The following is a 22,250-nucleotide window of genomic DNA, read 5'->3' as shown; positions in this document are numbered from 1 at the left end:
ATTGGTGGTCCTGTCCGTTCCCCGGGGGACATGGTCCAAAACCATGAATCCCCGGCGGGGCCGGCGTTTGTCTGTCAGGAGTACTTCGACAACAAACCCGCCCCGGATGGGTACCCCCCCAACCGTGATCAATCCGTTACACCGGCCCCCGGGGCCGGGACGGCACCATGCCCCGCCAGTGCCCGGTGCAGCGACTCGAGCACGCACAGCGTGTACGCCCGGTGATCCACGATCTCATCCGGCGATTCCGGGCCGGGAAACACCAGCCGCCGCCACGTCCCGGTCACCACCTCGTCCACGATCTCTGACGGGGTCACCCGTTTGCGTCCAACCAGGCTCCCCAAGCCGCGCACGGCGGTCAACAGCGCAGTGCCCGCCGGCGTTGCAGCCAACGGGAGGACGTCAGCGATCACCGCCAAAAAAGGCCGGACCGTGGCATACCGCTTCACCAGCTCAGCCTGCCCCTGGTCCGCGTCATCCCCGGCGTCAGGGGCCAACTCCTCAACCGTCGCCACCGCGGCCATGAGCCGCTCCCTCGATACGGCCGCCTGCAACCGGGTCCACGCCTCAGCCGGACCCAACCCCGCACTCTGGACCTCGGCACATTCCAGCATCACCTTTGCAGCCGCAGCCAACGTCACTGAATGCGTGGCATGCGGATACTCTCTTATCTTTGGATTTTGGGGACAAAACTGTGGGGCGGGAAAGAAGACAGCGGCGCAGCTGTTGGCGGTCAGGGCCGGTCGCCGCTGACAATGACGCCCCCGCCGGGGGCGAAGGCAACGTGGTCTTTGATCATCCGGGCCAGGGGCGTCGGCCGCGGGTAGGACCAGGCGGCATTCTGTGCCCGGTGGTCCCCGGCGCGGACGTGGTGGTAACGCGCGATGCCCTTCCAGAAGCACAGGGTCCGGAGCCAGCTGTCCTGCAGCGTGTCCGGCGCTATGGATTCCCGGGGGAAGTAGTGGTTGCCCTCCAGATAGACCGTGTGCTCCGAGCGGGCGATCACGTGTCCGTGGAAGGTGGCGGTGATCATGATGAGCTCCGGGCCATCTTGTAGAGGATGTCACGGTCCTGGATGACGATGCGCCCGCGGCCCTGCCGGATGGCGTTCCTGGCCGTGAGCTCGCCCATGATTTTGCTGGTGGCCTCCCGGGAGGCGCCCAGGAGGCCGGCGAGCTGTTCGTGGGTCAGGTGGATGCTCCGGGCCTGCCCGAAGCGCGGCGGCCCCGCGGCGTCACCGAGTTTGAGCAGGGTGGACGCCACCTGGGCCGATAACGGCCGCAGCGCCAGGTCTGTCAGGCGTTCTTCGAGGCGGCCGACCTGTTCGCCCAGAAGCCGCGAGATGCGGATGGCGATGCGGGGATCCGAGAGCAGGAACCGTTCCACCTCGTCCACGCTGAGCTGGCAGATCGCAGAGTCCTCGATGGCCTCGGCGTAGTTGTCATACATCCGCTGCCCGATGAGCATCATCTCCCCGAACACGGCGCCCGGTTCCAGGATGGCCATCGTCAGGGCCTTGCCGTCCTCGGCGACCCGGAAAATGCGCACCCGGCCGGATTTGAGGATGAACAGCGCCTTGACGGGCTGGCTTTGGCTGAACAGCAGTTCCCCGCGGCGGAACAGCCGGGCCGGGGCCATGAGGTCCATGGCCTCGATCTCCTGTGCGCTCAGGTCAGCGAACAGATCAACTTCGTTCAAACAGCTGAAGGGGTCTGGGGGTCCTGCCATGAGCGGGTCGGCCTCTCGTTGCCGCGGGGCCCACGGTCGCAGGTCTCCGGAGACGGTGGCCGCCACGCCGGCCCGGCAGGTGTCGGTCATGCCCGGCTCGTCAGGACGCGGACCGCCACCAGTCCCAGAATAACGCCATAGACCAGGTGGCCCATGAGGCTCATCAGCGCGGTCAGGTCAACGGCGAACAAGGGCATGCCCATCATGACCGGCATGATCATCAACGGGCCCAGGACCCACCAAATGGCCCCGTAACCGAGCCCGACGAGGGCGCCGCGGCCATACCCGGTCAGGAACCGGTCGCCGAACAGCACCGTCAGGCCGAGTCCGATCAGCACCGAAATCATCAGATGGACGCCGAACCCGACCACGGCCGAGCTCGAGCCGACCATGGACGCGATGACGGGCAGCATGCCCATCATCGCCATGAGAATCCCGAACACAATACCGCCGGCGATGCCCCCGGCGGCCCCGGCGGCGACGCGCCGGCCCAGGCCAGTGGTGGACGTGCGGTGTGGGAGAGCTGATGCAGAAGCCATGACGGCGGCCTTCCATGGAAGAGTTTTTGCTGACGTCTTCAACGTACGGCCGGGCCATGATGCCGTTCAGTAATCTGCACTACACAGCAAGAATAGATGCCGGCAGCTGTGCACTGGGCTCCGGTAGAGCCACGGATGTGAACGGCGCGAGGGCTCATCTCATCCGGCATGCATCATTTTTCCGGCCCGGATCTGGAGGTGGCCGCCGCGGGCGGAGGCGCGGAGGACATCGACGCACCGTTCCTCGACGGCCTGCCAGGGGGCGGCGGTGATGTCGGATCCTCCCAGCGCGCAGGCAAGCCGCGCCAGCGGCGTCAGCCACCGCGCCCATCCGACCGGGTCCTGCATATCCACGACCCCGACCCGGGCGTCTGCGGAGAGCAGCCCGGTCATGTTCGTCCAGGCCTGCTCCCGGTCCGCCATCAGGGACAACGAATAGGTCGCCAGGGCAGCATCCGAAACCGCGGCTCCCCTGCCCGCTTGGATGCGGGCGGCGATCGACCCGGGATCGAGCAGCACCATGTCTGCCTGGAGCAGGATCACGTTCTCCCAGCCGCGGGCCCGGGCGCGCCGCCGCGCCTGGCGGAGCATTCCGGCGCTGCGGTCGATGCCGACGATGGTCCCGGAGGCGCCGATGCGCTTCTGCAGCAGCGGAAAATTCAGCCCCGTTCCGCATCCGATGTCCAGCACCTGCTGGCCCGCCGTGGGGGCCAGGGCGTCGATGCCGAGCACCCGCCCGGCGTGATAGACAGGGTATTCGCCCGAGAGCAGGTCGTAAAACGGGGCAAACAGCGTGTATTTATCGCGGATGGCGGGCTTCCTTCTGGTTCGTTCCGCCGCAGCGGCACGGTCGCGCAAGACCGGACCGGCGGCCGCTGTCCGGCATTCAACGTCACTTATGAGGAGTCCATCATGGCAGTCGGGAACCGCATCATTGATTTTCTGGTGGTCGGCGGGGGGACTGCCGGAATCGTGGGCGCCAAAACGGCGGCCGGGTTCGGAGCGCGGACCGTTCTGGTCGAACAGGCCCGCACGGGCGGTGACTGCCTGTGGACCGGATGCGTCCCGTCCAAGACCCTCCTCTCGGCGGCCGGCCACGCCATGACCGCGCGGGCGCTGACCGGGCAAGTGCCGGACTTCGCCGCCGTCCGGGAACGCATCTTTGCCGCGATCGACACCATCGAACCCGTCGATTCCCCGGCGGCACTCGAGGACGCCGGGGAAGGTCATCCAGGGCGCGCTGACGTTCCGTGCCCCGGGGGTGGCCGAGGTTGAGGGCAGGACGATCCGCTTCCGGCAGGCACTGATCGCCACCGGCGGGGCACCGGTCGTCACCGGCGTCCCGGGCCTGGACCCGGGGGCCAGCGTGACTTCGGAGACGATCTGGGAACTCGAGACCCTGCCGGGGCGGCTGGCCATCATCGGAGGCGGCCCGATCGCCTGCGAACTCGGGCAGGCCTTCGGCCGCTTCGGGTCCGAGGTCACCATGATCGTCCGCTCCCGGATCCTCCCCAGGGAAGATCCCGACGCCGCCGGCCTCGTCCGGGAGGCCCTGGAAACCGATGGGGTCCGCATCCTGGAGAACACGACCGTCGGGAACGCCCTCACCACGGACGCCGGATCCCGGCTCCGGCTTTCGGACGGCTCTGCCGTTGACGCCGACACGGTTCTGCTGGCCACCGGACGCACGCCCCGGACGGCGGGTCTTGGCCTGGACCGGGTCGGGGTAAGCCTGGACACGGACGGCCGGGTGATCACGGATGCCGGGATGATGACGTCCAACCCGCTCGTCTGGGCCGCGGGAGATGTGACCGCGAACCCGCAGTTCACCCACCTGGCCGGCGTCCATGCATCCGTGGCGGCCTCGAACGCGGTGCTCGGACTCAAACGCCGGGTCAGTGGCACCGTGCCCGGGTGACGTTGGCGAATTCAGGCGGTCGTTGCAACGGCAGGTTCAAGCGGTCATCGCAACAGTGAGGGTCTTTAGTCTCTCATTCGGGGTGGCGTAGTCGTAGCGTTTCCTGGGCCTGTCGTTGAGGGCTTGGGCTACCTTGTCGAGGTGGGCTTGGGTGTAGCCGGCCAGGCTGGTTCCCTTGGGAAAGTATTGACGCAGCAGTTTGTTCGCGTTCTCGTTGGACCCGCGCTGCCAGGGCGAACGGGGCTCACAGAAGTAGATCGGCATCCCCGTTGCAGCAGTCGTTTCCTGGTGCCTGTGCATCTCGACGCCCTGGTCCCAGGTCAGTGACCTGGTGAGGTGGCCCGGCATCTGGGTAAAGACACGGATGAGTTCGTCACGGACGATATGGGCGCGGGGCTTGTGGTTCCCTATTCGCAGCAGGCGAATCGTGCCGCTGGACCGCTCAACGAGCGTTCCTATGGCTGATTTCCCGGCTTTCCCGGTGATGAGGTCCCCTTCCCAGCGCCCCGGAACCAGCCGGTTGTCGGCATCGGATGTCCTGGCGGTGAGTGGGGACATGTTCTGAATTCGTCCAGTGCGGTGGTTCCGCTTCCGGCGGGGTTTACGCACGGCACGCCCCGTCCTGGTCACCTTCTCCAGGCGTCGGACAAGCCTTCCCGGGCGGGCACGGTAGATCCCTTGGTAAATGCTCTCGTGGGAGATCTGCATGTCGGGTTCGTATCGGTGCTCCTGTTTGAGGCGTCCGCTGATTTGCTCCGGTGAGAGCCACTTCGCCAGGTCGGCTTTCACCCGGTCCCGCAACGGGCCCGGTTCGAGCAGTTTGGCCGGTTTGGGCCGGCGGGCGTTGTTGAAGGCGATCCGGTGTGCCGCCGCGGCCCGGTAGGAGTTCCTTCCGAGCACGCCGCGGCGTAGTTCACGACTGATCGTGGACGCAGCCCTGCCCAGGCGGCGGGCGATCTCGCGCACGGACAACCGTTGGGCCCGGTAGAGCATGATTTCTTCCCGCTCGGCAAAGGACAGGGACCTGCCCTTGCTTGGCCGGGCCCAGGAAGGGCGCACGCCACCGTGTTCGTGCAGGACGGAGAACACCGCCGTAGTCTTCCACCCGAGCTCAACAGCGATTGCTTCTGCGGTCATTCCCGTATCGCGCAGGTCCCAGAAATGGACCATCTTCTCGGCAACGAGACGCTCGGAAAAACGATCGGCACGATCAGTCATCAACATCCTTCAATCATCAAGGTGTTGCGATGACCGCTTGAACCTGCCCACGCTAAGCCTTGGAAGGTGATCGTAGGGGCCTGAATTTGCCCGTGCCGATCCTGGCGCTGCTGCGCCAGGTGTAGTCGCCGGTGAGGTTGATGTGTTCCCAACCCAGTGGTGAGAGGTATTGCAGGAGCGCGTCGTGGGATTCCGGGTCCTGGTCGCGTCGCGCGTTTGCGGCTCGTTCGAGGTAGACGGTGTTCCAGAGCACGATGGCGGCGGTGAGGAGATTGAGGCCACTGGCGCGATAGCGTTGCTGCTCGAATCCACGGTCCCGGATTTCGCCGAGCCGGTTGAAGAACACAGCCCTGGCGAGGGCGTTACGTGCCTCGCCCTTGTTGAGCCCGGCGTTTACCCGGCGCCGGAGTTCGACGCTTTGGAGCCAGTCCAGGATGAACAGGGTGCGTTCGATCCGGCCCAGCTCGCGCAGGGCCACCGCCAGGCCGTTCTGGCGGGGGTAGCTGCCGAGCTTGCGCAGCATCAGTGAGGCCGTCACGGTGCCTTGTTTAATCGAGGTGGATAGCCGCAGGATCTCGTCCCAATGGGCGCGGATGGCCTTGGTATTGAGGGCGCCACCAATCAGGGGCTTGAGTGCGCCGTAGGGGGTGTCCCCTTTGGGGATGTACAGCTTGGTCTCGCCCAGGTCGCGGATGCGTGGGGCGAAGCGGAATCCCAGCAGGTGCATCAGGCCGAAGACGTGGTCGGTGAACCCGTTTGTGTCGGTGTAGTGCTCCTCGATGCGCAGGTCCGACTCGTGGTAGAGCAGGCCGTCGAGGACATAGGTTGAGTCGCGGACGCCGACGTTGACGACCTTGGCACTGAAGGGCGAGTACTGGTCCGAGACGTGGGTGTAGAACATCCGCCCGGGATCCGTGCCGTACTTGGGGTTGACGTGGCCGGTGCTTTGGGCCCTGCCGCCGGCCTTGAACCGCTGGCCGTCGGATGACGAGGTGGTCCCGTCGCCCCAGTTCCCGGCGAGAGGTTGCCGGAATTGGGCGTTGACCAGTTCGGCCAGGGCAGTTGAGTAGGTTTCGTCCCGGATGTGCCAGGCCTGCAGCCAGGACAGTTTGGCGTAGGTCGTGCCGGGGCAGGACTCGGCCATCTTGGTCAGCCCGAGGTTGATGCCGTCGGCCAGGATCGTTGTCAGCAGGAGTTTCTTGTCCTTCGCGCTGTCGCCGGTCTTCAGGTGCGTGAAGTGGCGGGTGAAATCTGTCCACCCGTCCACTTCCATGAGCATGTCGGTGATCTTGACGTGCGGCAGCTGCATCGCCGTCTGATCAATCAGTGTTTGCGCCGCGTCGGGGACGGCCGCGTCGAGCGGGGTGATCTTCAACCCGGACCCGGTGATGATGGCGTCGGGCAGGTCGTTGGCTGCGGCCATCCGGTTGACCACCGTCAACTGCTGCTCCAGCAGTGAAAGCCGGCCATGCAGATACTCGTCGCAATCGGTGGCCACGGCCAACGGCAAGCCGCCGGACGCCAACAGATCGCTGAACACCCCCGCCGGGACCAGGTATTGCTCGAAGTCCTTGAACTGGCGCGAGCCCTGCACCCAGACATCGCCCGAGCGCAGCGCATTCTTCAACTCCGACAGCGCACACAGCTCGTAATACCGCCGGTCGACCCCGTCTTCGGTGACGACCAGTTTTGCCCAGCGCGGCTTGACGAATCCCCGTGGCGCATCGTCCGGCACCTTACGGGCGCTATCCGCGTTCATGGTACGCAGCACCTCGATGGCCTTGAGCATATCCTTGGCGGCCGGTGCCGCCCGGAACTTGAGCACGGCCAGGAATTCGGGGGCATAGCGGCGCAGCGTGGCGTAGCTTTCGCCCACGCGGTGCAGGAAGTCGAAGTCCCCGGGCCGGGCAAGCTTTTGCGCCTCGGTCACGCTGGTCGTGAAGGCATCCCACGACAGGACGGACTCGATGGCAGCGAAGGGGTCGGTGCCGCTTTCCTTGGCTTCCAGCAGCGCCTTGCCGATGCTCCCGTACAGGCGCACCTTGTCGTTGATCGCCCTGCCGGACGCCTGGAATTGTTGCTGGTGCCGGTTTTTGGCGGTGTTGAACATCTTGCCGATGATGCGGTCGTGCAGGTCGATGATTTCATCGGTGACGGTGGCCGTGCTTTCTACGGCCACCGCGACCAGGGTCGCGTAGCGGCGCTGCGGCTCGAACTTGGCCAGATCAGCCGGCGTCATCTGCCCGCCCTCACGGGCGATCTTCAGCAGACGGTTCTGATGGACCTGCCGTTCGATGCCGGCGGGCAGCTCCAGCGCCTGCCAGGCTTTGAGTCGCTCAATATGTTCGAGCATGTGCCGCGAGTTCGGTTTGACCGGCGACTGGCGCAACCAGGCAAGCCGGGTGGACTTGCCTTCCTCCCTGCGCTTGAGCAGACCATCCAACCGGTGTTTGTGATCATCTGAAAGGTCACCGGTCAATGCCGCGTAGATGCGCCGGTTGGCTTTGGTGATCGCCTCGGCACAAACCCGCTCGATGACATCCACTGCCGGGACGACGATGCGCTGGCGGCGCAGGCTTTCCACCAGGGCGCCGGCCAGCACGATGCCTTTGTCCGTTTGCAACGCCAGCTCAACCAGCTCATGGACCGCCGCCCGGTACTGGCTCAGTCCGAATAGTTTGAATCCGAAACCCGTTTGCAGCTCGATGAGATGCTCGTGCCGGGTCTGTTCGCGCCGGCCGTACTCGTCCCAGCTCTCGACCGGAACGCCGAGCTGCGCGGCCACCATGGCCAACACCGGTGGGTCCGGTGTTTGGTCGGTGCCAAGGATGGTGCCGGGAAATCGCAGGTAGCAAAGTTGGATGGCAAAGCCCAACCGATTCTCCGGCTTGCGATGCTGGCGAATGAGGGCCAGATCGGCATCATTGAGGGTGTAGTGCCGGATCAGCTCTTCCTCGCCCTCGGGCAGGGCGAGCAGGGTGTGCCGCTCGGCGGCGGACAGGATTGAACGACGGGGCATTGGCCCTCCTTCTGAAAACCTGGGTTCTCGATAAGCCCGGCCATGCCACCCGTCGGACACGGAGAATCAAGTCATTCACATTTGCCACTGGTAGCCCGGGTCGACGGTTTTCCCAGCGTCCGGACTGCGGTTCCGGGGCCGCACGCGCGGGCTCCTCCGGCGTTGTTTTGAACGTCGGACGGTCTGGGCATCTGCGCCGATGGCTCTGGGGCCGATGGGATCGAGGCAGTCGTGGATGGAGGGTCTGGCCTTCCCCGTTCCATGCCGGTCCCTCTCAGTCCTTCAGCCGGACGTTGGCTTGCTGGTGCCGGTACAGGGTGGCCCGGCTCCAGCCGACGAGTTGGGCGGCCTGTTGTGCGGTTTTTCCTTCGGCACGGGCCGTGGCGACGATCTGGAGCTTTTCGGCGGTGAGGGCGGGGTCGGTCACGGGGCGGCCGAAGATGGTCCCGGCGGCGCGGGCGGCGGTGATGCCGGCATTGACGCGTTCGACGATGAGTTCGCGTTCGTACTCGGCCAAGGTGGCGAGCATGTTCAGCATCAGGCGCCCCGTGGTTGTTTCCGGGTCAATTCCGTCGGCGATCGAGCGGACCATGATTCCCTTGTCCCGGAGCCCGTTGACGGTGTTCAGGACATCGAGCAGGGATCGGCCGAGCCGGTCGATGCGCCACACCACGATCGTGTCACCGCTTTGGGCGTAGCCCATGAGCCTCTGCATCCCGGGGCGGCTCGTGGCCTCCTTACTTCCGGAGGTCACATCGGAGTAGATGTCCCGGGCCTGGACGCCTGCCGCGGTGAGGGCGTCACGTTGGAGCTGGTCGTCCTGGCCGGCGGTGCTGATCCGGGTGTATCCGAGAAGTGACATGACCGCAGTCTGCCCCATAAACCCCTAAGAAAGTACCTGAGACACGCTATGCTATGAGACGACTTGTCGAGACATTGCCGTTCCGTGCCGCAGTGCGAAAGTGCCCTGTCTTCCTGGGGTCGGATCGGATGTCTCAACAAGTAAAAGCTTTGCAAGACACTCCACCGATGTGCCATTGCTCGGCAACGGCCGTCGAGCCTACCCGCCCAGCCCTCGTCGTCGTCAGGACAGTGCCCAAGCCCAAGAGCTTGTGTGGGTCCGGAACGCAGGAGAGCGCGTCCAGCAGCGTGGCCAGCGTGACGCCCGGGTCCATTGTCACCAGCCGGCTGCTCCAGCCGGCCAACAAGGGTCTGGATGGGCGAAGACGTCATGACGGAACGCCTGTTGAACGGCGGTTTTGAACGATCACCTGTTTACCGGGGGTTCCCCTGTATTAAGAGCACTTGCGCCGGGCATGCCGGCATCAGCGCCACAACCCCGCACACGACTTTGCACCAGCCCTGGGTGCCGAGTCGGGGCAGGGCTTAGCGTGGGATTTTTTCCGTTTCCAGTAACCCGGATGAGATTGACATAGACACAGCATCGGGTTGGTTGACTGTTCCTGATGCGCCGTCAAGGGCACCGACGCGGCACTCCGTGAAACGCATCTGACTCACCGATGGCGGTTCTCAGGCGCTTCGCTGTGCCGCTGCCGTCCCGGATCGATAGGGTCTCACACCTGCCTGTGAGCCGCCGCGCAGCAGGGCCGTCACCGGCCGGGCGCTGCTGCCAGGATAGTCACCGGGCTCGGCAATGCTGGGGGCCGCGCCCGGTGACCAGACCCGAAGTGCGCGGACACCGTGCAACATCAGGACGGGGCAAGTCTGGTCGAAACTCCTTGTGAAAACCCCGAACGTAGACCCCGCCCGCGGGCAATGCACCCACCCCACGCCGGGGAGGGTCGTCCGCTGCGCGGCGGGCTGTGGGTGGCCGGACTCCCCCGGTCGCGGTCGTTCTCTGCTCCCGGCAAGGTTTGAAGGACGTGCCGCCGTTCACCGTATGCGGTTACGAACGTTCAGGCCATGAGTCCGGGGCCAATCAATGCCTGGACTTCCTCGCTTCGGTTCCTCAAGCGCCGACGCACCGTTGACGAAAGGCCGCCTCAAGCCGCTCAAAGGCCGTTACTGGCTCACCGGGGGTTCCCCGGGGCCGTCTTCGGCTTTGGTCTTGTGGCGGGCCTCCTGCTGATGCTCCTCAAGCTTCTGTTCCGCATCCCGGCGACGCTCGCCCACGGTGCGCATCCCCTGGGTGGGCGGCGCTGCCTGATGTTCTCTGCTTGCCGGCGCCGGGTCATTCCTTCCCGCTCCATCAGTGGCGGGGGGCGCCGCACCATTGTTTTCACTTTCGCTCATGCAGGCATGGTCCCACGATGCAGCCACGGGGAAAAGCGGCGCTCAACGCAGAAGGTTGATGCGGGGATCTCCAGTGCAGGGATAACAGCACTCCTATGGTTCGGCGCGTGAAACGATGTACTTTATGGAGAGTCCCGGGACGTTGGACGCGCACCGCCTTGACGGCGAACAGCCCTCCCAGGCGGACATCGATCTGTACCGCGTGCTCAGCGCGGACATCTCCGCCGGCGTCGCTGTGGTTTCCACATCCCTGCGCAAGCGCGACTACGCGGCAACGGTGACTGCTTTTCTCTCCGTCTCCTATGACCCTCCCACGATGCTGGTCAGCCTCTACGCGGGCTCACGCATCGGCGAAGCGGTCGCCGCGACGGGCACATGGGCGTTGAGTCTGCTGCGCAGCAAGCACCAAGGCGCGGCGGACTGGCTGGCCAGTCCAGGGACCCCGGTCGAGGGCCTGCTGGCCCGGGTCCCGTACCGCCGTGGCCCGGCCACCGGATCGGTGATCCTCGACGGATCGATCGCGTACTTCGAGCTGAGAACGGTTGCCATCCATCCGGCGGCTACACATCTGCTCGTCGTAGGAGAGGTAGTTGCGTTGGGCGGTGACGCTCCGGGGTCGGAGGTACCGGACCCGCTCATACATTTTGCTTCCGCCTACCACCGCCTGGCGCTTTAGAAGCTGCCCGCCCGGATGTACTGACCCGGTACGTTGGTGACGCGTTTGGTGGGTGAGGCGCCTTTGAGTGCGTGTGGGGCCTGTGGTGATTGTAGTGCTCGATGAAGTCCTCGCCTGGGGGCGGTGCCGAAACCACAGTTACAGCAGAGTCCGGTGGTGACATCGCCGTCGTCGTGGCAGGCGGCGCCGACGAGGGAACCGTTGCTACCTGCCGGACGCATCCCGCCGGCGGATGCTCCGGGAGGTTCCTGCCGTGCTTTAGCCGCTTTCTCCTTCAGGGGCGCAGCGTTTTGAGGGCGCCGGCCCACGCGATGACCTGGTCGAAGACCGGTCCCAGGCCCTGCACCGCCAGGGGCGACGGGGTGAACGTGGTGTAGTTTGCGAACTCCGTGGCCAGTGGCAGGGAGACCTGGGCGCGGACATCGGCCATCTGCACTTCGGCGGCGATCTGCCGCAGATGTTCCACCGCCCGGGTCCCGCCGGCGCTGCCGTAGCTGACGAAACCGACGGCTTTGTTGTTCCACTCCCGGTAGAGGTAATCGATGGCATTCTTCAGTGCCCCCGGCACGGAGTGGTTGTATTCGCCGGTGACGATGATGTATCCGTCGAAGGAGGCGATGACCTGCGCCCAGGCCTTCGTATGCTCGTTCCGGTACCGCCCGCGGGAGGGCGGGAGCGGTTCATCCAGCAGCGGTAAACCAAAGTCGGCCACATCGACAAGTTCGAACTGTGCATCAGAACGCTTCTTCGCCTGCTCATAGACCCAGCCCGCGACCGCTTTCCCGACCCTGCCCGGGCGGGTGCTTCCCAGCACGATGGCTATCCTCACCATGGCACCTCATCTCCCCTGCTTCCATGGCAGCCTGTGCCCGTTAAAACACTGTGGGAAGGGCGCTTCTTCCCCTGAGACGGTCGCTGGAGCCATCACCGGACCCCGGGGGCTGCGCAGCACGTTTGCGGTGTCTCAGATACTTGGAAGGGGAACTTCAGGAGATGAAGCGAAGAAACGCCCGAAATCGCCCAGAAAGGTGTTCCTAAAGCCCGGTTCAAGAGTCCGACCCGATTCATGTCTCCAGAGATAGCTGCTGAGGCGATGAAGTCGATCATGCCCGGCTGTCCGTCGGCTTTCGTTGGCCATTAGTCGCAGTTCGAATTGGCCGACTCTCAGAGGGTGCTTTCACCCCGGCATGGAATCACGTCGAGACGTTCGACGGCCGGGTCCGACGGTGCGCGGCGGAGCCGGTCCTTGGCCGGCGGGTTCTGTTCTTCTCCGTGGTGAAGGTGGCGGGTCCGCGCGTGCGGGTGCTGGGGGCGTGCCTGCCCCTGCCGGAAGCCTTTGGCCACTGGCGCAGTACCAACCCGGGGCTTGACAGACTTGTGTGCCCGCCTCCAGGAGGACCGCAATGACCGGAACTTTCGAACTCTTCGTTGACGAGGATTTTGGCTACAGGTTCACGCTGAAAGCCCCCGACGGAACCGTGATGGCCCTCTCCAGGTCCTTCCCGGACAAGCAGGCTGCCGTGAGCGGCATCAGTGGGGTGCGCGAGTATGCGGGAATGGGCCTGATCACGGACCTGTCCGAAACCGTCCACCCGGCAGCAGGAATCCCGGCCCGCAGCTCCCGGCACCGGACAAATCGTCCGGCCTTCCCCGGACAGCCATTCCACCGCCAGGCTGCGATCAGTGGCCGCGCGGAGCCTGAACAGGGTTGCCTGATCGCCCGGACCGGACCCGCGGACACCTGACACCGCTGCGGGCGTCGTCGTCTCATTCCAAGGATCTGGAACACCGTGTATTGACGGTCGTCGGCCTCATTGACGGGTAGCACCGTCGTGGCGGTCAGGGCTTCCACGGTTTCCAACCGGCGGGCGCGGGAGTCAGTGTCGGTTGCCGCATATACTCGTGCGTGGAGCTAGGCGATAGTGATGATGCAGACAGCCCTTCTCCGCCAGGTTATTTCGGTCGAGCGGGCGCCCGGATTCCAGAGCGATGAATACGCTGGTGTCCAGGATCGCCCGGATCATCGGATAGGGCCGAGATCGTCGGCCGTGTCGCCGGCGAGTGGTCCTAGGTAGTCAGGCAGCTTTGGGTTGCCGCCGTGATGAACTTCGTCGTGATCGGCCTCGTCTCCGTGACCACGCGGCAGCTGCATGATGTGTTTCCCCACTGGCGACAGGCCTCGAATCCCCGGACCCCGTCGATCAGTGGCCCTATGCTGGTGCCATGACGCAGACGTCGATCAGCTCCGCCGCAGAACTGGCCGAAATGCTGGCGTCCACCGGCTACCTCGCCGATGAAGGCCTGGCCACGATCGGCTACCTCGCCCTGGGCATGGAACGCCCGCTGCTGCTGGAGGGGGAACCAGGTACCGGCAAGACCTCCCTGGCCGAGGCCCTCGCGCAGGCCCTTGGGCTGCCACTGATCCGGCTGCAGTGCTACGAGGGAATCGATGCCACGCAGGCGCTGTACGACTGGGACTTCACCGCTCAAATTCTGCATCTGCGCAGCGTGGAGGCCGGCGGTGGGGCGGGGTTGAGCGTGGCCGAGCTGGAGCACTCGCTCTACGACAAACGATTCCTGCTTGCGCGGCCGATCCTGAAGGCGCTGCAGCAGAGCCCTGCCGTGCTGCTGATCGACGAAATCGACCGTGCCGACGACGAGTTCGAGGCATTCCTCTTGGAAGTGCTCTCCACCTACCAGGTCTCAATCCCCGAGTTCGGCACGGTCAAGGCAGACACCGCGCCGATTGTCGTGCTCACCTCCAACCGGACCCGTGACGTCCACGATGCACTCAAACGGCGATGCCTTTATCACTGGATCGACCACCCGGGGCTGGCCCGCGAGGTGGAGATCGTGCGCACGCGGCTGCCGGAAGTCCCCCCGCTGCTGGCCGAACAGGTGGTACGCGTGGTCCAGCAGATCCGGGCTTCCGACGACATACTCAAGCCTCCCGGCGTGGCCGAAACTCTGGATTGGGCCCGGGCTCTGCACCAGCTCGGCCGGGCCGAGCTCGACCTGGCCTCGGCCGCGGCGAGCATCGGCGCGCTTTGCAAGTACCGTGAAGACACCGAGCGGGTATCGGCAGCCATGGCCCGGATGCTCGGCTGACTGATGGCGGCCGTGGAGCACAGCGCCGAGGAGATCCTCCTGGCATTTGCCGCTGCGGTGCGGTCGGCCGGGGTGATGGTGACCGCGGACCGGGCCCGCAGCTTCGTCGATGCCGTAGGCAGGCTCGCCCTGGACCGCCGCGCCAGCGTTTTCTGGGCCGGCCGGGCAACTCTGTGCGCCTCGCCGGACGACTTGCCGACCTATCAGCGGACCTTCGAGGCCTGGTTCTCAGTGGAGCATTCCTCCGCCACCCGCGTCTCACCGTCTGCAACGTCCGTCAGCGGGGCCTCTTTGGACGACGACGGCGGCGGCCGGGAGGACGGCCGGAACCAACTGAGGGCGATCGCCAGCCGCCGGGAGCGGCTGAGGCACCGGGACGTGGCGACGCTGGATGACGCCGAGCGGGCGTTGCTGCACCGGATGTTCGAGGAGCTGCCGGTGCGGTTGCCGACCCGGCAGACCCGGCGCAAACACCCGGACCGGCACGGCGACGTCGATCGGGTGCGGACCCTGCGCGACCAGCTGCGCCGCGGCGGGGAACCGGGTCCGCTGCGCCGTGCCCGGGCGCCGCGCAAACCACGCCGGGTTGTCTGGCTGATCGATGTTTCGGGCTCGATGGCACCCTATGCGGACAGCCTGCTGCGGCTCGCCCACCGGGTCGTGGAGGCCGCCCCGCATCAGGTGGAGGTCTTCACCCTGGGCACGCGGCTGACCCGGGTGACCGGCGCTATGCGGGTGCCGGACACCGAAAAAGCGCTTGCCCTCGCGGGCCGCGCCGTACCCGACTGGTCGGGCGGAACCCGGCTGGGGGAAGTGTTGCGGGTATTCAACGACCGCTGGGGCCAGCGCGTGGTGGCACGCGGCGCCGTCGTCGTCATTGCCAGCGACGGTTGGGAGCGGGGCGACCCCGCCCTGCTGGGCCGCCAGACCGAGCGGCTGCATCACCTGGCGAGGCGCATTGTTTGGTCCAACCCGCATCGGGGCAAAGTGGGATACGAGCCCATACAGCGGGGGATTACGGCGGTGCTGCCGCACGTTGACTCCTTTATAGGGGGGCACTCAATGCAAAGTTTCGAGGAATTGTTGGACGTGCTTGCCAATGCGTGAGGTCTTGGATGATCTGGTTGCCGCGATACGGGCCGGCCACACCGTGGGACTGGGTACGGTGGTGCGTACCTTCCGGTCCGCGCCGCGGCCGGCGGGGGCAGCAATGATGGTCGACGCCGACGGCCGCGCGGTCGGGTCGGTGTCCGGCGGCTGTGTCGAAGGTGCGCTCTACGAGTTGGCCACCGAGGTCGCCCACGACGGTCGGCCGGTGCTGCAGCGGTACGGCATCACCGACGACGATGCGTTCGAGGTCGGCCTGACCTGCGGGGGGATCCTGGACGTCTTCGTCGAACCGGTCTCCACCGAGACCTTCCCGCAGTTGCCGCAGGTGGCCGACGACGTCGGCGCCGGCCGGCCGGTGGCCGTGGTCACCGTGATCGAACACCCGGATCCGGCCTGGCTCGGCCGCCACCTGGTGGTCCGCCCGGACGGATTCAGCGGATCCCTGGGCAGCGACCGCGCCGACCACGCGGTCTGCGACGACGTGCAGGGCCTGCTGGCTGCCGGCCGCAATGCCACCCTTAGCTATGGGCCGGACGGCCAGCGGCGAGGCGAGGGGATGCGCGTGTTCGCGGTCAGTTTCGCCCCGCACCCGCGGATGCTGGTGTTCGGCGCGATCGACTTTGCTGCCGCCGTCGCCAAACAGGGCAGCTTCCTCGGCTACCGGGTCACGGTCTGTGACGCGCGTCCGTTATTCGCAACGGCGTCGCGTTTCCCTCAGGCGGACGAGGTGGTGGTGGAATGGCCGCACCGCTACCTGCAGGCGCAGATCGGCGCCGGCCAGGTGGATGACCGCACGGTGATTTGCGTGCTCACCCATGATCCGAAATTCGACGTGCCGCTGCTTGAGGTGGCGCTGCGACACAACGTGGCCTACGTGGGGGCGATGGGGTCCCGGCGCACCCACCACGACCGGCTGGAGCGGCTGCGCGAGGCCGGCCTGACCGAGGCCGAATTGTCCAAACTTTCCAGCCCCATCGGTCTGGACCTGGGGTCCCGGACGCCCGAGGAGACGGCCGTCTCGATCGCCGCCGAAATCATTGCGCTGCACTGGGGCGGGGAAGGCGGACGATTGAGCAGCATGGACGCGCGGATCCACCACGAGCCCATGGCCGACCCCGGCCATGAGGACGCAGCGCACGAACGTGGGAATCCCTGACCCGCAACCCTTCGGCTTGATGTAACGTGTGACACATCAAGACTGGAAGCCGGGCAGCCGGGCCCGTCCTCCCAGCGAGAGGAGATCTCAATGGCGAGTTCCAAAACGATCACCGTCGAAGTCGACAATGTGAGCTATACCGACGACGTCGAGCCGCGGCTGCTGCTGGTTCAATACCTGCGCGAACGGCTAGGGAAGACCGGGACATTGATTGGCTGCGACACCAGCAACTGCGGCGCCTGCACCGTCCATCTGGACGGCGTCAGCGTGAAGTCCTGCACCATGTTCGCTGTCCAGGCCGATGGCCACCGGGTCACCACCATCGAAGGCTTGGCCCGGGACGGGAAACTCGCCCCGCTGCAGCGGGCCTTCCACCAATGCCATGCGCTGCAATGCGGCTTCTGCACGCCGGGCATGATCATGCAGTCGGCGTCCCTGCTGGAAGAAAACCCTCACCCGTCCGAACAGGAAATCCGGGACGGTCTGGAGGGGAACCTGTGCCGGTGCACCGGGTACCAGAACATTGTTGCCGCGGTCCGGGCCGTCGCGGAGGGCACGGTGTCCTCGGACAGCGACGAAACGGAAACGGCAGGTGTGGCATGACCACCGCCGAAGTCGGCAGGGCCCGCCTCCGCAAGGAAGATGCCCATCTGATCACCGGGCGCTCCAGGTACACCGACAACATCACGCTGCCCGGCATGCTGCATCTGGCGATGGTACGCAGTCCGTTCGCCCACGCGAAGATCACCTCGGTCGACGTCGCCGCCGCGAAGTCCTCCCCCGGCGTCGTTGCGGTGCTCACCGGAGCCGACGTGGCCGCCGAGCAGGGCAGCCTGCCCAACGCGTGGCCGATTACGCCCGACCAAAAGGCCCCCGCGCACCCGGCGATCGCCGTCGATGAGGTTGCCTTCGCCGGCGAGGTGGTTGCCTGCATCATCGCCCGCAGCGCCGCCGCCGCCCGCGACGCTGTCGAGCTGGTCGACGTCGACTACGAGGGGCTGCCCGTCGTCCTGGATCTGGAGGAAGCGGCGAAGGACCAGGTGCTGGCCCACCCGGGCCTGGGCACCAACAAATCGGCCACCTGGGTCTTTGACTCGGGCGAGGCCGGCACCGGTAAACCGATCCGTGAGGCACTGGACGGCGCCGAGGTCCTCATTGAGCGTACGTTCTACCAGCAGCGGCTCATCCCGTCGTTCATGGAGCCCCGCTCGACGGTAGTGGACCCCACCGGTGAGCAGATCACTGTGTGGTCCGCCACCCAGATACCGCACATTCTGCGATTGATGCTGGCTCTGACCCTGGCCATCCCGGAAAGCAAGGTGCGCGTGATCGCCCCCGACGTCGGCGGCGGCTTCGGCGGAAAATTGCAGGTGACCCCCGAAGAGGCCATTACCGTACTGGCGGCCCGGCACACCGGCAAGCCGTGCAAATACACCGAGACCCGCAGCGAATCCCTGATGGCGGCCCACCACGGCCGGGCCCAGGTACAGCGGCTGAAGCTCTCGGCCACCAAGGAGGGGATCGTCACAGGACTGGACGTTAGTCTGCTGGCGGACATGGGAGCCTATCTGGGCCTGGTCACCTCCGGCATCCCGATCCTGGGCGCCTTCATGTACAACTCGATCTACAAGTTCCCGGCCTACCGGTTCGAATGCACGAACCTGTTCACCAACAAGGCGTGGACCGACGCATATCGCGGTGCCGGACGTCCGGAAGCCACCTTTGCGATCGAGCGGATGATGGACGAACTCGCCGCCGAACTGGGTCTGGACCCGCTTCAGGTCCGGGAAAGGAACTGGATCAAACACGAGGAATTCCCGTTCACCACCGTTGCCGGACTCGAATACGACAGCGGCAACTACGAGGCGGCGACCGCGAAGGCGCTGGAGCTCTTCGGCTACGATGCGCTCCGGGCTGAGCAGTCCCGTCGCCGCGAAACGAAGGACCCAGTCCAGCTTGGCATCGGCATCTCCACCTTCACCGAAATGTGCGGACTGGCGCCGTCCCGGGTGCTCGGTGCGCTCAATTACGGCGCCGGCGGCTGGGAGCACGCCCAGGTGCGCGTGCTCCCCACCGGCAACATCGAGGTGGTCACCGGGTCCTCCTCCCACGGCCAGGGCCACGAAACCGCGTGGAGCCAGCTCGTGGCGGACAAGCTCGGCGTGCCGTTCGAGAACGTCGAAGTGCTGCACGGCGACACGCAGATCTCCCAGCGGGGCCTGGATACCTACGGATCCAGGTCGCTGACAGTCGGCGGCATGGCGGTGCTGGCCGCTGCGGACAAGGTGATCGAGAAGGCCAAGGTCGTGGCCGCTCACCTCATGGAGGCCAGCGAAGACGACATCGAGTTCGCCGATGGCAGGTTCAGCGTGAAGGGCACCGATCAGTCGACGGCGCTGGGTGAAATCGCGCTGGCGACTTTTTCGGCACACAACCTGCCGGACGGGTTTGAGCCGAACCTGGATTCCGACGCGACCTTCGACCCGCAGAATTTCTCCTTCCCGCACGGCACCCATCTGGCGGCCATTGAGGTGGACACCGAGACCGGACGGGTCTCGATCCGCAAGTACGTCTGCGTGGACGACGTCGGGGTTGTGGTCAATCCGCTGATTGTGGAGGGCCAGGTGCACGGCGGTCTGGCACAGGGAATCGCGCAGGCACTCTATGAAGAGGCCGTGTACGACGACGCCGGAACCCTGGTCACGGGCTCGTTTGTGGACTACCTGGTTCCCGGCGCACCCGACCTGCCGCACTACACCACGGCACGCACCGAGACGCCCTCGACCACCAACCAGCTGGGGGCCAAGGGGGTCGGGGAGGCGGGTACCATCGCCTCGACGCCCGCCATCGTCAACGGTGTTCTGGACGCGGTGCGGCATCTGGGCGTGAAGGACATCAGGATGCCCTGTTCGCCGTCCCGTGTGTGGGCCGCACTTGAAGAAGCCAAGATGACCGGAGGTGTCCGATGATTCCGAGCGCATTCGACTACGCCGCGCCCAATACCGTCGCGGAGGCGTTGAGCCTGCTGGCCTTGGCCGGCGACTCGGGGAAGCTGCTGGCCGGCGGGCAAAGCCTGATCCCGGTGATGAAGCTGCGTCTTGCCGACCCGCAGATGGTGATCGATCTGGGCCGGGTTGAAGGGCTGGCCGGGGTGCGCGAGGACGGGGATGCCCTGCTGATCGGCGCCATGACACCGCACCACCAGGTGGCCACCGACCCGCTGGTGGCCGCCTATGTGCCTTTGCTGGCAAAGGCCGCGGCAACGGTGGCGGATCCGCAGGTCCGCCACCGCGGCACGTTCGGCGGCGCCCTGGTGCATGCCGACCCGGCGGGCGACCTGCCCGCGCCGGTGTTGGCCGCAGAGGCGACGTTCATCCTGGCCGGCCCGGGCGGGGAACGCCGGGTGGCCGCCGCGGACTTCTTCCAGGGCTACTTCACCACCGCAATCGCCGAGGACGAGATTCTGACCCACGTGCGGGTGCCGAAGTACACCGGCTGGGGCGCGCACTACGAGAAGTTCACCCGGGTGGCCCAGCAGTGGTCCATCGTCGCGGTCGCCGCGATGGTCCGGGTGGAGGGCGGCACCATCGCCGAGGCCCGGATCGGGTTGACCAATATGGCCAGCACTCCTGTGCGGGCCACGGCGGTCGAGCAGGCGCTGGCGGGTGCTCCGCTGACCCGGGACGCGATCGCGGCCGCCAGCTCGCACGCAGCCGAGGGGACCGATCCGGCCAGCGATCTCAATGGCGACGCAGCTTACCGGCGCCATCTTGCGGAGGTTTTGACCAGGCGGGCGGTCGTCACGGCCGCGGGGCTCTAGCGGAACACGGCGAGAGGCAGACGTGGAACTCAAACATCACTTCGTCGTTCCCGGTTCGCTGGAGGACACCTGGCATTCCTTCAACCAATTGGAAGATATCGCGCCGTGTTTCCCGGGAGCGGCTCTCACATCCGTGAGCGGCGACCGGTTCACCGGAACGGTCAAGGTCAAGCTCGGACCAATCGCCATGATGTATGCCGGCACCGGTGAATTCCTTGAACGCAACGAGGATTCGCACACCGTGGTCATTGCCGCGACCGGGAAGGACAAGCGCGGCAATGGCACGGCAGGTGCCACGGTGACAGCGGTGCTGACGCGGGATGGCGACGGCACCGCCGTGGACGTGGCCACCGACATGAACGTCACCGGCAAACCGGCCCAGTTCGGCCGGGGTGTCATCCAGGACATCTCGGACAAATTGCTGGCCCAATTTGTCCAGTGCGTGGTCGGGAAAGCGGGCGGCGGGGAGGCCGGGCAGACCGCGGAACCGGCAGCCGGGACGACCACGGGACCTTCGGCGACAGCACAGGACACCGTGGAACCAGCCGAGCCCGCCTCCACGGGCCCGCGGGCCGCGCCACCGGTAACCCGGCCTTCGGCGGGAGAGTCTCCGTTCAAACCCCAGTCCGTGCCGGCGGCCGAATTGGACCTTGGCTCGACCATGTGGCCGATACTGGTGCGCCGTTTTGGTCCTGTCGCGCTCTGCGTCGTCGCCGTACTGGTGCTCATCGTCTGGCTGGCTCGCCGACGCCGCTAGGCTGGCGATCCGCCTTATGCGCACGTGCTTTCCGACGCGACATCGTCGCAGCAGCCGACGACCGTCAAGAACCTGTCCCCCGCCCAAATAGGCAGGACAGATTGACAGTAGGCCACGGTCACTCACGTTTTACTCACCTTTTCCAACTAAATGCAATGACCAGCGATGACATGCCACCGAATGGAGGATCTCCGTTCAGGCCCGGAAATTCTTTGAAAGGAGTATCGCGGGAGGTTTCTTCACGAACTCATTCAAAACGGCTACGACGCGCATCCCCGCGGTACCGGCGGAGACGGAATTCGGATCCTCAGGTCGGAGGACGGACTTCGCGGACGACCCCACCTTGGACGGTGACCTTTTCCAGCAGCATCCGGGCCTTGGCCAGCCGTTTGGCGAATCCGGATCGCTCCAAGGCCTGCTCCCTGAACTCGGCCGGCACGTTCGACGCCAGCGTTCCATGAGGGCTATTTCGAGTTCGAAATTGCCCATTTTGCGGGCGATGATGCAGCAGTCGTCCGTCCACCCCGGCGCGGGAGCTGCCATCGGGTCCCTTGGCGACAGCCATGGAGCGCCCGAGAATCATCACCGTCAAGATGCCCGCCTGGGCTGTTTCGTGGAATCATTTGGTTTTGCCCGGATAGCCGGCTGAGGTTTCGGGCCCTGTTTGGCCGTGGTCACCGTCAGGAGCTCTGCGCAAAGGGCCTGGATCTGGCGCGAACACCCCAAGGGGGCCTGAGGCGACGTAGCATCAAGGTAGGCGGCAGCCAGGAGTGTGGCGAAATGTTTGAGCGATTTACGGACCGTGCCCGTCGCGTGGTTGTGCTTGCCCAGGAAGAGGCACGCATGCTGAACCACGGTTACATTGGTACCGAACACATCCTCTTGGGTCTGATCCATGAGGGTGAAGGTGTTGCCGCCAAAGCCCTTGAGTCCTTGGGCATTTCGCTC

At 65.8% G+C, this 22,250-nt stretch carries 23 protein-coding genes; 12 read left to right on the top strand and 11 right to left on the bottom strand.

The genetic code is table 11. The annotated features are described in order from the left end of the window. Positions 1–128: 128 nt before the first annotated feature. The 5 genes from J9611_RS17280 to J9611_RS17260 form a co-directional block, all read right to left on the bottom strand. A complete protein-coding gene (locus J9611_RS17280; RefSeq protein WP_211881939.1) occupies positions 129–524 on the bottom strand; it encodes a hypothetical protein in 396 nt (131 codons plus the stop codon). A gap of 209 nt (positions 525–733) precedes the next feature. Then, positions 734–1,033 carry a DUF427 domain-containing protein gene (locus J9611_RS17275; RefSeq protein WP_211881937.1) on the bottom strand — a complete coding sequence of 100 codons (300 nt, stop codon included), beginning with the start codon at positions 1,031–1,033 and terminating at the stop codon, positions 734–736. Continuing rightward, complete coding sequence (locus J9611_RS17270; protein WP_246527976.1) at positions 1,030–1,698, bottom strand: Crp/Fnr family transcriptional regulator; 669 nt, start codon at positions 1,696–1,698, stop codon at positions 1,030–1,032. The genes J9611_RS17275 and J9611_RS17270 overlap by 4 nt, the downstream gene beginning before the upstream one ends. Positions 1,699–1,814: 116 nt before the next feature. Continuing rightward, positions 1,815–2,267 (bottom strand): hypothetical protein, encoded by a 453-nt coding sequence (locus J9611_RS17265; protein WP_246527975.1) that lies wholly within the window; start codon positions 2,265–2,267, stop codon positions 1,815–1,817. Positions 2,268–2,426: 159 nt separating this feature from the next. Then, on the bottom strand, positions 2,427–3,125 hold the full coding sequence (locus J9611_RS17260) for a class I SAM-dependent methyltransferase (RefSeq protein WP_211881935.1): 699 nt from the start codon (positions 3,123–3,125) through the stop codon (positions 2,427–2,429). Between the two features lie 54 nt (positions 3,126–3,179). Between J9611_RS17260 and J9611_RS22390 the strand changes: the two genes are divergently transcribed. Both J9611_RS22390 and J9611_RS17250 read left to right on the top strand, forming a co-directional pair. After that, positions 3,180–3,542, top strand: a complete 363-nt coding sequence (locus J9611_RS22390; protein ID WP_211881934.1) for an FAD-dependent oxidoreductase — start codon at positions 3,180–3,182, stop codon at positions 3,540–3,542. After that, positions 3,529–4,185, top strand: a complete 657-nt coding sequence (locus J9611_RS17250) for an FAD-dependent oxidoreductase (RefSeq protein ID WP_211881933.1) — start codon at positions 3,529–3,531, stop codon at positions 4,183–4,185. Before J9611_RS22390 ends, J9611_RS17250 begins: the two co-directional genes overlap by 14 nt. A gap of 36 nt (positions 4,186–4,221) precedes the next feature. Here the strand turns inward: J9611_RS17250 and J9611_RS17245 are convergent, their stop codons facing one another. The 4 genes from J9611_RS17245 to J9611_RS17230 form a co-directional block, all read right to left on the bottom strand. After that, positions 4,222–5,403 carry an IS30 family transposase gene (locus J9611_RS17245; protein WP_211881932.1) on the bottom strand — a complete coding sequence of 394 codons (1,182 nt, stop codon included), beginning with the start codon at positions 5,401–5,403 and terminating at the stop codon, positions 4,222–4,224. A 52-nt stretch (positions 5,404–5,455) separates the two neighbouring features. Next, positions 5,456–8,422: a Tn3 family transposase gene (locus tag J9611_RS17240; protein WP_211881931.1), complete on the bottom strand. Its 2,967-nt coding sequence runs from the start codon at positions 8,420–8,422 to the stop codon at positions 5,456–5,458. A 274-nt stretch (positions 8,423–8,696) separates the two neighbouring features. Beyond that, the gene (locus J9611_RS17235; protein WP_211881929.1) at positions 8,697–9,284 is read right to left on the bottom strand and encodes a recombinase family protein; all 588 of its coding nucleotides are present in this window, start codon (positions 9,282–9,284) and stop codon (positions 8,697–8,699) included. A 1,160-nt stretch (positions 9,285–10,444) separates the two neighbouring features. Beyond that, complete coding sequence (locus J9611_RS17230; RefSeq protein WP_211881945.1) at positions 10,445–10,675, bottom strand: hypothetical protein; 231 nt, start codon at positions 10,673–10,675, stop codon at positions 10,445–10,447. A gap of 124 nt (positions 10,676–10,799) precedes the next feature. On the opposite strand from J9611_RS17230, the gene J9611_RS17225 reads away from it, so the two are divergent. Beyond that, the gene (locus tag J9611_RS17225) at positions 10,800–11,351 is read left to right on the top strand and encodes a flavin reductase family protein (protein WP_211881927.1); all 552 of its coding nucleotides are present in this window, start codon (positions 10,800–10,802) and stop codon (positions 11,349–11,351) included. A 274-nt stretch (positions 11,352–11,625) separates the two neighbouring features. Here J9611_RS17225 and J9611_RS17220 read toward each other — a convergent pair whose 3' ends face one another. Next, positions 11,626–12,183, bottom strand: coding sequence for an NADPH-dependent FMN reductase (locus J9611_RS17220; RefSeq protein ID WP_211881909.1), 558 nt, complete (start codon positions 12,181–12,183; stop codon positions 11,626–11,628). A gap of 571 nt (positions 12,184–12,754) precedes the next feature. Between J9611_RS17220 and J9611_RS22585 the strand changes: the two genes are divergently transcribed. From J9611_RS22585 to J9611_RS17180, 8 genes are all read left to right on the top strand, one after another. Beyond that, on the top strand, positions 12,755–13,096 hold the full coding sequence (locus J9611_RS22585; RefSeq protein ID WP_211881908.1) for a YegP family protein: 342 nt from the start codon (positions 12,755–12,757) through the stop codon (positions 13,094–13,096). 478 nt (positions 13,097–13,574) lie between these two features. Continuing rightward, positions 13,575–14,459: an AAA family ATPase gene (locus tag J9611_RS17210; RefSeq protein ID WP_211881907.1), complete on the top strand. Its 885-nt coding sequence runs from the start codon at positions 13,575–13,577 to the stop codon at positions 14,457–14,459. A gap of 3 nt (positions 14,460–14,462) precedes the next feature. Further along, entirely contained in the window at positions 14,463–15,566 is a 1,104-nt protein-coding gene (locus J9611_RS17205; protein WP_211881905.1) for a vWA domain-containing protein, read from the top strand. Then, a complete protein-coding gene (locus J9611_RS17200) occupies positions 15,559–16,725 on the top strand; it encodes an XdhC family protein (RefSeq protein ID WP_211881903.1) in 1,167 nt (388 codons plus the stop codon). The genes J9611_RS17205 and J9611_RS17200 overlap by 8 nt, the downstream gene beginning before the upstream one ends. Positions 16,726–16,815: 90 nt before the next feature. Continuing rightward, positions 16,816–17,328: a (2Fe-2S)-binding protein gene (locus J9611_RS17195; protein ID WP_211881901.1), complete on the top strand. Its 513-nt coding sequence runs from the start codon at positions 16,816–16,818 to the stop codon at positions 17,326–17,328. After that, positions 17,325–19,694 carry a xanthine dehydrogenase family protein molybdopterin-binding subunit gene (locus J9611_RS17190; RefSeq protein ID WP_211881900.1) on the top strand — a complete coding sequence of 790 codons (2,370 nt, stop codon included), beginning with the start codon at positions 17,325–17,327 and terminating at the stop codon, positions 19,692–19,694. The genes J9611_RS17195 and J9611_RS17190 overlap by 4 nt, the downstream gene beginning before the upstream one ends. Continuing rightward, positions 19,691–20,545 (top strand): FAD binding domain-containing protein, encoded by an 855-nt coding sequence (locus tag J9611_RS17185; protein ID WP_211881899.1) that lies wholly within the window; start codon positions 19,691–19,693, stop codon positions 20,543–20,545. The genes J9611_RS17190 and J9611_RS17185 overlap by 4 nt, the downstream gene beginning before the upstream one ends. A 22-nt stretch (positions 20,546–20,567) precedes the next feature. After that, positions 20,568–21,302: an SRPBCC family protein gene (locus J9611_RS17180; protein WP_211881898.1), complete on the top strand. Its 735-nt coding sequence runs from the start codon at positions 20,568–20,570 to the stop codon at positions 21,300–21,302. A 307-nt stretch (positions 21,303–21,609) separates the two neighbouring features. Here the strand turns inward: J9611_RS17180 and J9611_RS17175 are convergent, their stop codons facing one another. Next, positions 21,610–21,894 (bottom strand): hypothetical protein, encoded by a 285-nt coding sequence (locus J9611_RS17175; RefSeq protein WP_211881897.1) that lies wholly within the window; start codon positions 21,892–21,894, stop codon positions 21,610–21,612. A 188-nt stretch (positions 21,895–22,082) separates the two neighbouring features. Here J9611_RS17175 and J9611_RS17170 point away from each other — a divergent pair. Continuing rightward, a partial coding sequence (locus J9611_RS17170) for a Clp protease N-terminal domain-containing protein (protein ID WP_211881941.1) occupies positions 22,083–22,250 on the top strand: 168 nt, incomplete at its 3' end.

Source organism: Pseudarthrobacter albicanus (genome assembly GCF_018224015.1).
GTDB lineage: Bacteria > Actinomycetota > Actinomycetes > Actinomycetales > Micrococcaceae > Arthrobacter > Arthrobacter albicanus.
Note: the sequence above shows the minus strand (reverse complement) of the source record. Positions and strands in the feature narration are given on the sequence as shown.